General features: G+C 45.4%; 12 protein-coding genes and 1 pseudogene. 8 read left to right on the forward strand and 5 right to left on the reverse strand.

Annotation, left to right across the window (positions count from 1 at the left end; genetic code table 11):
- Positions 1–66: 66 nt before the first annotated feature.
- Together HGT73_RS15050 and lrp are read right to left on the reverse strand one after the other, a co-directional pair.
- Positions 67–648 (reverse strand): annotated as a pseudogene (locus HGT73_RS15050) (DNA translocase FtsK 4TM domain-containing protein); the annotation flags it as partial.
- Positions 649–693: 45 nt separating this feature from the next.
- Positions 694–1,188, reverse strand: a complete 495-nt coding sequence (gene lrp, locus HGT73_RS06135) for a leucine-responsive transcriptional regulator Lrp (RefSeq protein WP_048911880.1) — start codon at positions 1,186–1,188, stop codon at positions 694–696.
- A gap of 399 nt (positions 1,189–1,587) precedes the next feature.
- On the opposite strand from lrp, the gene trxB reads away from it, so the two are divergent.
- From trxB to infA, 5 genes are all read left to right on the forward strand, one after another.
- The gene (trxB, locus tag HGT73_RS06140; protein ID WP_214212788.1) at positions 1,588–2,547 is read left to right on the forward strand and encodes a thioredoxin-disulfide reductase; all 960 of its coding nucleotides are present in this window, start codon (positions 1,588–1,590) and stop codon (positions 2,545–2,547) included.
- 130 nt (positions 2,548–2,677) lie between these two features.
- Entirely contained in the window at positions 2,678–4,453 is a 1,776-nt protein-coding gene (gene cydD / locus HGT73_RS06145; protein WP_214212789.1) for a heme ABC transporter permease/ATP-binding protein CydD, read from the forward strand.
- Entirely contained in the window at positions 4,453–6,192 is a 1,740-nt protein-coding gene (gene cydC, locus HGT73_RS06150) for a heme ABC transporter ATP-binding protein/permease CydC (protein ID WP_214212790.1), read from the forward strand. The genes cydD and cydC overlap by 1 nt, the downstream gene beginning before the upstream one ends.
- 5 nt (positions 6,193–6,197) lie before the next feature.
- The gene (gene aat / locus HGT73_RS06155; protein ID WP_338111586.1) at positions 6,198–6,893 is read left to right on the forward strand and encodes a leucyl/phenylalanyl-tRNA--protein transferase; all 696 of its coding nucleotides are present in this window, start codon (positions 6,198–6,200) and stop codon (positions 6,891–6,893) included.
- A 311-nt stretch (positions 6,894–7,204) separates the two neighbouring features.
- On the forward strand, positions 7,205–7,423 hold the full coding sequence (infA, locus tag HGT73_RS06160) for a translation initiation factor IF-1 (protein WP_028684310.1): 219 nt from the start codon (positions 7,205–7,207) through the stop codon (positions 7,421–7,423).
- Between the two features lie 54 nt (positions 7,424–7,477).
- Here infA and clpA read toward each other — a convergent pair whose 3' ends face one another.
- Together clpA and clpS are read right to left on the reverse strand one after the other, a co-directional pair.
- Positions 7,478–9,763: an ATP-dependent Clp protease ATP-binding subunit ClpA gene (gene clpA / locus HGT73_RS06165; protein WP_214212791.1), complete on the reverse strand. Its 2,286-nt coding sequence runs from the start codon at positions 9,761–9,763 to the stop codon at positions 7,478–7,480.
- A 53-nt stretch (positions 9,764–9,816) separates the two neighbouring features.
- On the reverse strand, positions 9,817–10,137 hold the full coding sequence (gene clpS, locus HGT73_RS06170; RefSeq protein WP_214212792.1) for an ATP-dependent Clp protease adapter ClpS: 321 nt from the start codon (positions 10,135–10,137) through the stop codon (positions 9,817–9,819).
- Positions 10,138–10,386: 249 nt separating this feature from the next.
- Here clpS and poxB point away from each other — a divergent pair, with 249 nt between their 5' ends.
- Positions 10,387–12,108 carry a ubiquinone-dependent pyruvate dehydrogenase gene (gene poxB, locus HGT73_RS06175; protein WP_214212793.1) on the forward strand — a complete coding sequence of 574 codons (1,722 nt, stop codon included), beginning with the start codon at positions 10,387–10,389 and terminating at the stop codon, positions 12,106–12,108.
- Between the two features lie 221 nt (positions 12,109–12,329).
- Here poxB and HGT73_RS06180 read toward each other — a convergent pair whose 3' ends face one another.
- The gene (locus tag HGT73_RS06180) at positions 12,330–13,178 is read right to left on the reverse strand and encodes an N-acetylmuramoyl-L-alanine amidase (protein ID WP_214212794.1); all 849 of its coding nucleotides are present in this window, start codon (positions 13,176–13,178) and stop codon (positions 12,330–12,332) included.
- Between the two features lie 162 nt (positions 13,179–13,340).
- Between HGT73_RS06180 and artP the strand changes: the two genes are divergently transcribed.
- On the forward strand, positions 13,341–14,069 hold the full coding sequence (artP, locus tag HGT73_RS06185; RefSeq protein ID WP_214212795.1) for an arginine ABC transporter ATP-binding protein ArtP: 729 nt from the start codon (positions 13,341–13,343) through the stop codon (positions 14,067–14,069).
- A 13-nt stretch (positions 14,070–14,082) separates the two neighbouring features.
- A complete protein-coding gene (gene artJ / locus HGT73_RS06190) occupies positions 14,083–14,820 on the forward strand; it encodes an arginine ABC transporter substrate-binding protein (protein WP_214212796.1) in 738 nt (245 codons plus the stop codon).
- Positions 14,821–14,825 lie beyond the last annotated feature (5 nt).

The following is a 14,825-nucleotide window of genomic DNA, read 5'->3' on the forward strand; positions in this document are numbered from 1 at the left end:
CGCATTACCGATTTTTTCCGCAATGGTTAACCAAGACCAGCCCGTATAAAGCGTGATCCCCGCAGCCCAGATAAAGAGAAGAATTAACGTGCCCAACGCCGGAGAAAACCATTGTGACATCGCGCTACTCACAAGACTGCCAATCACGCCGCCGGAGGCAAAGTACCAAATATCATCCGCATTCAAAGAGGCAAGGCCACAAGTTGTTACCACTAAACTCAGTACACCGATCAACCGTAAACCAATAGCAAAACAGTCAATATAATGTTGGTCTTTAAATCGGTAACGGTGGGCAATCCAGCATAACCCTAAGATGACAACGGGGATTGCATACGCCATTACTCCGAAGATGAAAAGTAAGGTGTCTGCTAACCAGGCACCGATTCCACCCCCCAAATTATGGATAGGTTCATGCCATGCAGTCTGCGACCAACTAGGATCAGAAGGATTAAAACTCACTAATGAGATCATTAGATAAACGGCAAACAAAGCAATAAGAATCAATAGCGCTTCAATTAAACGCCGTCCACTGCTCATAGGAGTTAACGCAATATCTTTATCTTCAATGTATTCCTGGCTCAAGAGTACTCTCCAGGTGCCTGTCAAGGGAGGAAGGAACAACGCTAAACACGTTGTTCCTGTATGCATTTACAGGATTGTACCGAAAAACTTCAGCCTTTGCACCTGTCTGATTTAACGAGTTTTAATCACTAAACGATTACTTTGCTTAACTTCTTCCATCACAACATAGGTACGAGTATCGTTGACGCCGGGGAGTCGTAATAAGGTTTCACCGAGCAGCTTGCGATAGGCAGACATATCTGGGACGCGGGTTTTGAGGAGATAATCGAAATCTCCAGAGACTAAATGACACTCCTGAGTTTCCTCCAGTTTTTGTACCGCAGCATTGAACTGCTCGAACACATCTGGGGCACCACGATTCAGAGTAATCTCAACAAAAACAAGCAATGAAGCATCTAAATAGTGAGGGTTTAAGAGTGCGGTATAGCCGAGAATAAATCCTTGACGCTCTAGACGACGTACTCGCTCTAAACAAGGTGTCGGCGATAAACCGACGCGTTTTGATAGTTCTACGTTAGAAATTCGCCCATCTTTCTGTAATTCATTAAGTATATTGCGATCTATGCGATCAAGATCCTTGCTTGGACGTTTTTTGTTATCAACCATAGTAATTATCTCTTTTTATTGCCGAACCTATATAAAAAGCCCGCCCTGTTCCCGGGGATTATTTGGCCTGCTTATGCTTATGTTGTGCCGTCGCTTTTTTAATAACGTTAAAGGCAATTAATGCCCACCCCTTGTTTTCGCAAAACAATAGGGGATTGTCAAAGCAAAACATCTTTTTTCAGTACAAGATTCGGTATTTTTTTTATTTTTATCGATAACGCATGATTATTCTAGTAAATAAATGGGTTTCTTCGCCATTTTCTTTCTTTTTTTCAGGCAATCATTGAGTAATACCCTTTACCTATTACATTAATAGAGAACAAAATGCTTAGAGGCTTTTTTTCGGGGTCAAGATTCCCTACAATCAATAAAATTGCGTATTAACTTTGAGGACTCAAAATGGCCAAACACAGCAAATTACTCATTCTAGGCTCTGGGCCTGCGGGGTATACCGCTGCGGTTTATGCTGCACGTGCTAACCTTAACCCGGTGTTGATCACGGGGGTAGAAAAAGGTGGGCAACTTACTACGACTAGCGAAGTCGAAAACTGGCCTGGCGATGCCCATGATCTGACCGGCCCACTCCTCATGGATCGTATGCATGAACATGCGGTTAAATTTAATACAGAAATTATTCTCGACCATATTAACCGTGTCGATTTACAACAACGTCCGTTCCGCCTTTTCGGTGATAGCGAAGAATATACAGCTGATGCGCTAATTATCGCTACTGGGGCGTCAGCACGTTACATCGGTCTACCTTCAGAAGAAGCCTTTAAAGGTCGTGGCGTTTCCGCCTGTGCTACCTGTGATGGCTTTTTCTACCGTAAACAAAAAGTGGCGGTAGTCGGCGGCGGAAATACGGCCGTTGAAGAAGCACTCTACTTATCGAATATTGCGGCTGAAGTTCACTTAATTCACCGTCGTGATAATTTCCGTGCAGAAAAGATTTTAATTGACCGTCTCATGGATAAAGTCAGCAGCGGCAATATTATTCTTCATACCGATCGCACTTTAGAAGAAGTGGTGGGTGATGAGATGGGCGTTACCGGTGTAAAACTAAAATCCACCTTCGACAATAGTGTTGAAGAAGTTGCCGTAGCCGGTGTCTTTATTGCCATCGGTCATAAACCGAATACCGCTATCTTTGCAGATCAGTTAACGCTTCAAGACGGTTATATCGTGGTGCAATCAGGCTTAGCAGGTAATGCTACCCAAACCAGTATTCCGGGTGTCTTTGCAGCCGGCGATGTTATGGACCATAACTATCGCCAAGCCATTACCTCAGCGGGTACTGGATGTATGGCGGCTCTTGATGCTGAGCGTTATTTAGACGGTTTAGTTAGCGAAAATAACTAAGTTGTTAACTGATTGATCTCGCTTCATTCTGGCGGCAGGTTATCTGTCGCCAACCTCGCCTCAAGCATGGTAGAGTTGAATCAATGTTAAGGCAGTCAATGTCAAACTCCTACAGAATAGTGGCTCTCCCGTGGATAAATCAAGACAAAAACAACTTGCCCTTTGGCTTAAGGCTCAACGTTTTCACGCTAAACGCTGGCTAAATATTTCCGTGGTGCTAGGAACCTGCAGCGCCATTACTATTCTGTTGCAAGCATACTGTCTCGCAGAACTTCTCCAACGTGCGCTGATTGATCATCAACCTCTTGCTCATCTCTATCACTGGCTCATATTATTACTCGGCTGCTTTGCGCTACGCGCAATCTTGCATTACTACCGCGAAAAAGCTGGGACGAAAGCAGGCGAAACGTTACGCCAAGCGATTCGTGAAACGGTTCTTAATCGCTTAGAGGCATTAGGCCCAGTCTGGGTCGCTTCTCGTCCGGTAGGCAGTTGGACAACGCTTTTACACGAACAAATTGAGAAAATGCATGATTATTATGCACGCTATTTACCGCAAATAACCCTAGCTGGGGTTATCCCATTGCTTATTTTAATTACGCTCTATCCCATAAATTGGGCAGCTGCGACCATTTTATTTCTGACAGCACCGCTGATCCCTCTATTTATGGCGATGGTCGGTATGGGTGCCGCAGATGCGAACAGACGTAATTTTGCAGCCTTAGCGCGACTGAGTGGCGACTTTTTAGATCGATTACGTGGCCTTGATACCCTACGTCTTTTTAATCGTCGTCAAGCCGAAGAAGATGCTATCGCTGAAAGTTCTGAACAATTTCGCTTACGCACTATGGAAGTGTTGCGAATTGCTTTCCTCTCTTCTGCGGTATTAGAATTTTTCGCCTCAGTTTCAATCGCGATAGTTGCCGTCTATTTTGGCTTTTCTTATTTGGGTGTATTCCACTTTGGTAGCTATAGCACTACCGTGACGCTTTTTGCCGGGTTTATAGCCCTGATTTTAGCGCCAGAGTTCTTCCAACCCTTACGTGACTTGGGGAGTTTCTATCATGCTAAAGCTCAAGCCTCCGGGGCAGCCGATGAAATTGAAGCATTTTTAGCGAGGACGGAAACCTTACTTCGCCCTACTGTTGAAACCAATACGCTTCTCACGACAACTGAAGGCTTAACCCTCGAAGCAAACGATCTTATTATTACTTCGGCAGATGGCGTTCGCCTGGTTGGTCCTATCAATTTTCAATTCCAAGCGAACCAACGTATCGCGCTTGTTGGGCCAAGTGGCTCCGGTAAAAGTACACTCATTAATGTATTACTGGGTTTTCTTGCTTATCAAGGTTCCTTACAGATAAACGGGCAAGAACTCAGTACGCTCTCTCGTGAAGCATGGCTAGCCTGGATCAGTTGGGTTGGGCAGCATCCTCGCCTGTTCTCTTGTTCGATCGCGAAAAACATCTCTCCGGATGGTACGTTGAGTGCAGAGGAATTAAACACTCTTGTCGCAAAAACTGGGGTTGATGAGTTTTTAGACCGTCTGCCTCACGGACTCGATACCGAGGTCAGCGAGGATAGTCATAATCTTTCCGTCGGTCAGGCACAACGGATTGCCGTTGCTAGAGCATTGGCTAAACAAGCAAATTTACTTTTGCTTGATGAACCGACAGCAAGTTTAGATAGACATCACGAACAACACATCATGGCCAGCTTACAACAGGCTAGCCATCAACAAATGACCTTAATGGTGACTCATCAACTCGACCAACTGATTGACTGGCCAACCATTATAGTGATGGAGGCGGGTAATATTGTACAAGTCGGCGATTATGCGACGTTAGCCGCGAAAGAGGGTCTTTTCCAACGTATGCTAAGCCACCGCTCAGGAGAAATCGAATAATGAAAGCATTATTCCCTTTTTTAAAACTCTGGCGTAGACATAGCTGGCAGTTATTTTTTGGTATCATTCTAGCGGCCCTCACCCTATTAGCCAGTGTCGGTTTACTCAGCCTCTCTGGATGGTTTCTCGCAGCATCTGCAATGGCAGGAAGTGCCGGTATTTATAGCTTTAACTACATGTTACCGGCAGCAGGCGTCAGAGGCGCCGCGATACTGCGGACTGTCGCACGCTATTTAGAACGTCTCGTGAGCCACGATGCCACCTTTAAAGTGTTAAAGCATCTGCGTGTCGCCATCTTTAGTAAAATTTACCCTCTGGCCCCCGCCGGGACGCAAGAATTTCGTCAAGGGGACCTCCTCAACCGTTTTGTCGGTGATGTAGAAACCTTAGATCACCTCTATTTACGTGTGATTTCACCGATGATTGGTGCTGTGCTTGTCGCAGTCGTTGTCGGTATTGGTTTAAGCTATATCAATGTAAGTGCCGCAGTGTTTGTTGCGCTGGTCATGTTGGCAGTCATCGTGCTCTTCCCACCCATTTTTTACCGCTTAGGTAAGTCCGCAGGTGAACAGATTGCAGCGTTAAGCAGTGCTTATCGTCAACAGTTGACTACAAATTTAAGTGCTATGTCCGAACTTCTACTTTTCCCTCCAGCGAAAGATTGGCGGATGACACTGAGTCAGACTGAACAGAAGTGGCAAGCCACACAAGCTCGCCAACAAAGCCTTAATGCAATGGCACAAAGTATTATTCTTTTCTTAACGGGTATCACGGTGGTGGTGGTCTTTATCATCATGTCACGTTACCAGGTCGAACAGGTGGCAACGGCCGACAGTGCGCTATTAATATTTTGTGTTCTCGCTGCTTTTGAAGCGCTCGGGCCTGTCGCGATTGCTTTTTTACATTTATCCGAAGTCTCGATTGCTGCAGAACGGCTGCATCAGCTGATTCAGCAAGCGCCAAAAGTTACGTTTCCCGACACAGCCGTCCCCTGCCCCGAACAAGATGCCAATTTATCATTGAATGCGGTCAATTTTCGTTATAGTGATACCGGGCCACAGGTGTTAAATCAGCTCACTTTGCATCTGGCTGCAAAACAGAAAGTTGCTCTATTGGGAAGTACTGGCTGTGGTAAAACCACATTACTGCAATTGCTGACTCGAGCATGGGATCCCCAAGCTGGAGAGATTCAACTGAATCATCAACCGTTACAGGCTTATTCTGAACAACAATTACGATCATTGATTACCGTCGTGAGTCAGCGTGTGTCGATATTTAATCAAACACTGCGCGAAAATTTGACCCTTGCAAAACCCAATGCCAATGATCACCAACTTGCAGACAGTTTAGTGGCAGTAGGGTTAGATAATTTACTCGAAGGAGCCGGTCTTGACAGTTGGTTAGGCGAAGGAGGCAGACCGCTTTCGGGCGGTGAGAGAAGACGTTTAGCGATTGCTCGCGCGTTACTTCACAATGCCCCTCTCTGGTTATTGGATGAGCCTCTTGAAGGGCTTGATGCACAGACTGAGCATCAAATTATGCAGCTGTTACTGAAAGTTACCGCCGATAAGACAGTGCTGATGGTTACGCATCGACTTACGGGAATTGAATCACTCGATACCATTTGCGTGATGGATCAAGGGCAAATTATTGAGCAAGGATCGCATGAGGATTTGATTGCACAACAAGGCCGTTACTTTGCATTCCGTGTACGTCAAAAGAGCCAGCAAAAGTTGTGACAGCGATTTACCTGCCCTGTTTAGACCCTTTAGCGCCGACGATTTTTCCTTCTCCTGAGTCGGCGTTGACTTCCCCACAAGGGCTGCTTGCCTATGGCGGTGATTTAGCGGCCCAACGGCTGATCAGCGCCTATCAGCAAGGTATTTTTCCGTGGTTTTCTGAAGATGACCCTATTTTATGGTGGAGCCCGGATCCTCGTGCCGTACTTCCCGTTGAAGATTTTCATCTCAGTCGCAGCATGCAACGTTTTCTTCGCCATTGCCCTTATCAGGTAACAATCAATACAGACTTCCACGCAGTGATTTCTGGCTGTTCCCTTCACCATCCTGAAGGAACTTGGATTACCTCAGAAGTGATAAGCGCATGGTGTCGAATCGCTGAAACTGGCCATGCCCACTCTGTTGAGGTCTGGCGTGGAAATAAGCTGGTCGGTGGCCTTTATGGTATGGCACTGGGTGGTGTGTTTTGTGGTGAGTCGATGTTCAGCCTCGAAACCAATGCTTCTAAACTCGCGTTATTCGTGCTCTGCCAGCATTTCAGTCGATACGGTGGACAACTTATCGATTGCCAGATCTTAAATGCACATACTGAATCATTGGGAGCCCGAGAAATACCTCGTCGACAATTTCTCGAACAATTAGACGACTTGAAAAAAAAGAATATCCCCGCAGAGTGTTGGGTTAAAAAACGGTTATTTTAAGTGATTGTGAATGTTTAACAGGCTTTTTCAAGAAAAAGGTAGTATAATACTGGCGCTTGTTATGCTGGTGGCGGTTTAGTTAACACCTTATTTCTCTCCCCACCCTTTTCTTGTGGAATAACGACATGGTGAATAGCCATTCATATCACCAACGTATTCCTCAAACGACATAACACCCACATTTACGTAAAGATAGTTAGCTTCACGCGAAGCACTGACCAATCCAATTGGTCGCCTTTACTTTACACAGGTATAAGACTTCGGCATTATTCTGTCGATTAAACACTTAGTTAGTCCATTCAGAGGATTCGATGGCCAAAGAAGACAATATTGAAATGCAAGGCACCGTACTTGATACGTTACCTAATACTATGTTCCGTGTAGAACTCGAAAATGGGCACGTTGTTACCGCTCATATCTCAGGTAAAATGCGTAAAAACTACATTCGTATTCTTACCGGTGATAAAGTCACCGTTGAACTGACCCCCTACGATTTAACGAAAGGTCGCATTGTCTTCCGTAGTCGTTAATTGCTCGTTTAATGACTGCCATAAAAAAGGCCGGATTTCCCGGCCTTTTTGTTGTTAGTGCACTGTACCTTCAGTTTTTTTCTTCGCCGCACTCTCAAAGTGGTAAGTCAGCTGATCTTTCTTAAGATCGACATTGACAGTCACTGAGCCACCCTCCACCAATGAACCAAACAGCAATTCATTCGCTAACGGTTTCTTCAAGTTTTCCTGTACCGCTCTTGCCATAGGACGTGCGCCCATCGCTTTATCGTAGCCTTTATGCGCTAACCACTCTCGGGCGTCGTCACTCACTTCTAATGAAACGCCTTTCGGGTCAAGTTGCGCCTGTAACTCAACAATAAATTTGTCCACCACTTGATGAATAACGGTGGTTGAAAGATGTTCAAACCAAATAATATTATCGAGACGGTTACGGAACTCTGGGGTAAAGATTTTTTTAATCTCTTCCAACGCATCAGTACTATTATCTTGCTGGATCAGGCCGATAGTCTTGCGCTCAGTTTCCCGCACACCGGCATTGGTGGTCATCACCAAGATTACGTTACGGAAATCAGCCTTACGACCATTGTTATCCGTTAGAGTACCGTTATCCATCACCTGTAACAATAGATTGAAGACATCCGGATGCGCTTTTTCAATTTCATCAAGGAGAACCACAGAATGTGGATGCTTGATGACCGCGTCCGTCAATAAGCCACCTTGCTCGTAACCCACATAGCCCGGAGGAGCACCAATTAAACGGCTTACCGTGTGACGCTCCATATATTCAGACATATCAAAGCGTAGTAGTTCGATACCCAGCGCTTTTGCCAATTGTGCAGTCACTTCGGTTTTCCCTACCCCCGTTGGTCCGGCAAACAAAAATGATCCAACGGGTTTATGCTCACTGCCTAAACCAGCACGACTCATCTTGATCGCTTCCGAGAGCGCATTAATCGCTTTATCTTGCCCAAACACAAGCATTTTTAAGCGCTCGTCTAAGCTGCGTAAGGTATCGCGGTCAGTGGCCGATACACTTTTCTCGGGAATACGCGCAATACGCGCAACAACGGTTTCAATATCTTGAATATTGATGGTTTTTTTACGCTTACTGCTCGGTAGTAAACGCGCCCGGGCACCGGCTTCATCAATGACGTCGATTGCCTTATCCGGGAGGTGACGATCATTAATATATTTTACCGCCAGCTCCACTGCCGCACGGATCGCTTTAGCGGTATAACGAACATCGTGATGCTTCTCGTATTTCGGCTTCAGACCAGTGATAATTTTCACGGTTTCGTCCAAAGAGGGCTCAACGATATCGATTTTTTGGAAGCGGCGCGCTAAGGCGCGATCTTTCTCAAAAATCGAGCTGTATTCTTGATACGTTGTTGAACCCATCACCCGGATTCGTCCACTGGACAGTAGTGGCTTAATAAGATTAGCCGCGTCGACTTGTCCGCCAGATGCTGCACCAGCGCCAATAATAGTGTGGATCTCGTCGATAAAAAGAATACTATTTTCATCTTGCTCAAGCTGCTTCAAAAGCGCCTTGAATCGCTTTTCAAAATCACCGCGGTATTTTGTGCCAGCAAGCAGTGAACCGATATCCAGAGAGTAGATCACACACTCCTTCATCACATCGGGTACATCGCCCTGTTCTATCCGCCATGCTAAACCTTCGGCAATCGCAGTTTTACCTACGCCAGACTCACCGACTAATAGCGGGTTATTTTTGCGACGACGGCAGAATACTTGAATCGTTCTTTCCAGCTCTTTTTCGCGACCGATTAGTGGGTCAATTCCCCCAACCCGTGCCAATTGGTTAAGATTGGTAGTAAAGCTATCGATACGTTCTTCACTGGCCACATTACTTGCCTCGTCTGACGATGATGCATTATCGGACGGTTTATCATCACTATTCTCATCTTTGCGTGTGCCGTGAGAGAGAAAATTGACGATATCCAGTCGACTTACTTCATACTTTCTTAGGAGATAAGCCGCTTGCGACTCTTGCTCGCTAAAAATGGCAACCAATACGTTTGCGCCAGTGACTTCACTGCGTCCTGACGATTGGACGTGGAAGACAGCACGTTGTAACACCCGTTGAAAACTTAAGGTAGGCTGTGTTTCTCTTTCTTCATCCGCTTCTGGAAGAACTGGGGTCGTTTTTTGGATAAACGATTCAAGCTCAACGCGTAACGCAGAGAGATCGACAGAACAGGCTTCGAGGGCTTCACGGGCAGCCGGATTGCTGATCAGTGAAAGTAGCAGATGCTCCACTGTCATAAATTCGTGATGGTGCTCACGCGCTCTGGCGAAAGCCATATTTAAACTGAGTTCCAGTTCCTGATTGAGCATTAGGCACCTCCGATCGATTAACGCTTAGGTCTCAGCCTAGATATATGGGCTGTTTAGCTTTTTTCTAGCATACATAGCAACGGATGCTCATTTTCCTTTGCGTAACGATTAACCTGCATCACTTTAGTTTCAGCGACTTCTGCAGTAAATATGCCGCAGATTGCCTTACCTTCGTAGTGAACAGTGAGCATCAGTTGCGTTGCACGCTCAATATCGAGCGAAAAAAATTTTTGTAAAACATCGATGACGAACTCCATAGGGGTATAATCGTCATTTAATAAAACAACTTTATACATACTAGGCGGTCTTAACGCCTCGTTAATGTCGTGGTCTAAAAGTTGTTCCTCGTCGAAACTGTGATGCGTGTTAGCCATAATTACCCAGCAATACATGAAAAGAAAAGCGCAATTTACTTTCTAGTTTATCATGAACCCGAGTATTTGGTAGAAGCCACCTTATTTGAGTTTAGCTGCTCTGGCACAATACAACTAAAAAAAACCTCTTTTCAAGGCACCACTGTGCTTTTCTATAGATAATCGCATTTAGCAGCTGTTTAGCACAAAAAAACAGCATCCGGTTTGAACTACACTAATAGCCATCGATCATAATAAGTGGAGTTCTTTATGGAAAAGACCGTTGCAGCACTGCTGGTAGACACCTTAAAAGATGTGGGGGTTAAACAGATTTGGGGCGTTACTGGCGACTCTCTTAATGGTATTAGCGATAGCCTGAATAAACAATCAACCATCAAATGGATGGCAACACGCCATGAAGAAGCCGCCGCATTTGCCGCAGGGGCACAAGCCCAAATCACTGGCGAATTAGCCGTCTGCGCGGGCTCCTGCGGTCCCGGTAATCTTCATCTGATTAACGGGTTATTCGACTGTCATCGCAACCACCAACCTGTATTAGCAATTGCCGCCCATATCCCATCCAGTGAAATTGGCAGCCAGTATTTTCAGGAAACCCACCCCCAAGAACTGTTCAAAGAGTGTAGCTACTATTGCGAATTAGTAAGTAATCCTGAACAGTTCCCACAAATACTCGCCATTGCGTTACGGACAGCAATCGTCAGACGCGGCGTTGCTGTCATCGTGCTCCCCGGCGATATTGCACTTAACACTATCACGCTACCCGACAGCATCACCTGGTACCCTCCCTCTTTGCCCGCGATCACTCCGCCTACTAATGAACTTGAGAAACTGGCCGAGGTACTGAACAGCGCGAAGAATATTACATTATTGTGCGGTAGCGGTTGTGCCGGAGCACATCATGAAGTGGTCGCTTTGGCCGAAAAATTACAAGCGCCTGTCGTGCATGCTCTACGCGGTAAAGAATTTTTGGAATATGATAATCCTTACGATGTCGGAATGACCGGGTTGATTGGTTTCTCTTCCGGTTACCACGCTATGCTAGATGCCGACACCTTAGTGCTACTCGGGACACAATTCCCTTACCGGGCCTTTTATCCCTCCTCAGCAAACATTATTCAGATTGATATTAATCCATCCAGTATAGGTTCACATTGTCAGGTAAATTTCCCGCTTGTCGGTGACGTTAAAACCACGATAAACGCTTTATTGCCTTTGCTTACTGCTTCAGATTCATCGGCACATTTAGAAAAAGCGGTTAAACACTATGGTAAAAGTCGCCAACAATTGGATGCGTTAGCAGTTCCTAATGATAATCGTGCTATACACCCCCAATATCTTGCACAACAAATTGACCGACTCGCCAGCCCAAACGCGATTTTTACCTGTGACGTTGGCACCCCTACTGTTTGGGCAGCACGTTATCTGACGATGAATGGCCAACGACGCTTAGTCGGCTCCTTTAATCATGGCTCAATGGCAAATGCCATGCCTCAAGCAATGGGCGCTCAATCGGTAGATCAAACACGACAAGTCATCGCGCTTTGTGGTGACGGTGGCTTTGCGATGTTAATGGGTGATTTATTGAGTATTGCCCAACACCAATTACCCGTTAAATTAGTCATTTTCAACAATAGCGTACTCGGTTTTGTGGCAATGGAGATGAAAGCTGGCGGCTATCTGACCAAGGGTACTGAGCTGGAGAATCCAGATTTTGCCGCTATTGCCAGGGCCTGTAAGCTAGCCGCTTTTAGTGTTAAAAAATCCTCTGAATTGACTGAGGTATTGCAACAAGCCTTTGATCACCCTGGCCCCGCGTTAATAGATGTCACCACTGCAACAGATGAATTAGCCATGCCGCCTCATATTCAGCTAGAACAAGCCAAGGGCTTTAGCTTGTATATGTTAAAAGCCATCATTAATGGTCAAGGCACTGAAATTATTGATTTAGCAAAAACTAACCTACTTCGTTAAAGGGTAAAAAGTAGCGGCTATTATTTCCCCTCATCACACGTTACTGGTATTTTCACTAACGATGTGTGTGAGGGGAGATAAAACCGAAAAGTGGTCAATATAACTATCAATTTGAATGGGAACGGTTGCATTACCTTTATGCATGAATATGCACTGACTACTCATTAACCTATACCAATTTAGTATTACACACCCCGCTCGTTAATAATTAAATATGTTAGCTATTGCGGCTCTTTCCACTGCTGCCAAGGATACTGTAAAAGTAATGCCTGCAAACGAGCCAAGGTTAATCTATCCCCTTTACCGCTAATATTTTCTGGTTGAAAATGGAATTGAAAAGCACGTATGAGTTGCTGCTGTTGCGCTATGGAAGGATGCTCACCGACCGTGTAGCCATAGTGTTGCAGTAAGGGGAGTAATATCTGGTTAGTGACCGGCTCAGAAGGCGCTCGCCCGGCTAATAGTCTGTTAACCCGCTGAGGGTCAGGCCAGGCCCCAAGTCCATGTTCGGCAAGTTGCTGCCAAGGAAAACAGGGGCCAGGATCAAATTTTCGTAATGGTGCAATATCGCTGTGCCCAACAATATTCTCTGGTGCGATAGCATATTTCTTGACAATTTTCGTGGCGAGTTCAATAAGTGCAGTGATCTGTTGCGGTGGGTAAGATTGGCAATACCCCTCTGCTTGCTGACTGCCCGGGGTAAAACCTTTGTTAACCAACTCAATACCGATTGACGTTTTATTTAAGTTATTAGTCCCGCGCCACGCACTCACCCCAGCATGCCAAGCGGCTTGACTCTCCGGCACCAGCTGATAAATTTCTGGTTGCACCGCATTGGGTTTGGGCAATCGAGCGATTAAGTAGTGACTGCTGACATGTTCACCGGTCAGTAATGCCAATGAACGACGCTCATCAGCAACGGTATAATGGATAACAAGGGTATCGATACGAGGTTGATGCCCTATCGCCTGATATTGCCTATTAATTATCGGTTGCATTGATGATGTATGCGGCTGATAAGCGTGGCAGCCTGTCAATAGTACAAAAAAGAGCAGGAATTCCTTTTTCATTTTTTACCTTTTTCCTCGGTCCCTTTACGCCGCTGCTGTTCCTTCGAGCCACCGAGGAGGTCAGTGACGATCATAAGAAAAAGCTAGCGCCCCAATTGCATATTTATGCATAGTGAATTACTATCTTGCGAAATACACTCTTATAAAAGTCAGATTTATCGCATGAGCATTCATTTAGAAAGCGTAAATTGCTTCTACGGTGGCCAACAAGCCCTGTACGATATCACCTTAAACTGTGCCGAGGGTGAGACGCTAGTGTTGCTCGGCCCAAGTGGCGCAGGAAAAAGCTCGTTACTGCGTGTCTTAAATTTATTAGAAATTCCGCGATCTGGCCAGCTCTCCATTGCTAATCAGTCTTTTGATTTTAAAACGCCCCCCTCTTTGGCCACTATTCGCGAACTACGTCAAAATGTCGGAATGGTTTTTCAACAGTACCATCTTTGGCCCCATCTCACTGTAGAACAAAACCTTATTCAAGCCCCGTGTAAAGTGCTCGGCCTAAGCCGTGCTGACGCGCAAGCTCGCGCCAAAAAGTATCTTGAACGTTTACGCCTAAGCGATTTCGCGCAGCGTTATCCGCTACACTTGTCGGGGGGGCAGCAGCAACGTGTAGCGATTGCTCGCGCCCTGATGATGGAACCACAAGTTTTGTTATTCGATGAGCCAACAGCTGCCCTTGATCCTGAGATTACTGGGCAAGTAGTGCAAATTATCAATGAATTATCCGAGACGAAAATTACGCAAGTCATCGTGACGCATGAAGTTGAGGTCGCAAAAAAAACCGCCTCACAGGTTGTTTATATGGAAAATGGACGTATCGTTGAGCAAGGAAGTGCTGATTGTTTTACTCATCCTCAAACACGCGAATTTGCGAACTATCTTTCACATTAAGGACAGGATCATTATGAAAAAAATTCTTCTTGCTGCAGCACTGCTAACCAGCCTGTCAAGCTCTGCATTTGCTGCACAACAAACACTGCGTTTTGGTACAGAAGCCTCTTATCCTCCCTTTGAATTTGTCGGAAGTGATAATAAAATTCAAGGATTCGATGTTGATTTAGCAATGGCCGTCTGTAAACAAATTAATGCCAGTTGTAGCTTTACTAACCAATCCTTTGATAGCCTTATTCCTAGCTTAAAATTCCGTCGTATCGATGCGGCAATGGCGGGGATGGACATTACACCCGAACGTCAAAAACAAGTCCTATTTAGTACGCCTTATTACCTGAACTCAGCACTCTTCGTTGCAGAAAAAGGTAAAGTCGCCAACCTCGCGGCCTTGAAAGGGAAAAGAGTCGGAGTACAAAACGGCACAACACACCAAAAATACTTAGCCGATAAACATAGCGAAATTACTGCAGTGCCTTACGACAGCTATCAGAATGCGATTCTCGATCTTAAAAATGGTCGTGTAGATGCCGTGTTTGGTGACACCGCAGTCATTAATGAGTCGTTAAAAAATAATCCTTCATTAGCGCCTGTTGGCGACAAAATTACCGACAAAGATTACTTTAGTACCGGTGTTGCTATTGCCGTTCGCCAAGGAAATACCGCGCTACAACAAGAATTTAATCAAGGTCTAGCCAAAGTGAAAGCCGATGGTGAATATCAAAAAATTTACGAGAAGTGGTTTCAAAAATAATCGCT

This window comes from Rosenbergiella australiborealis (assembly GCF_018494035.1).
In the GTDB taxonomy this organism is placed as follows: Bacteria; Pseudomonadota; Gammaproteobacteria; order Enterobacterales; family Enterobacteriaceae; genus Rosenbergiella; species Rosenbergiella australiborealis.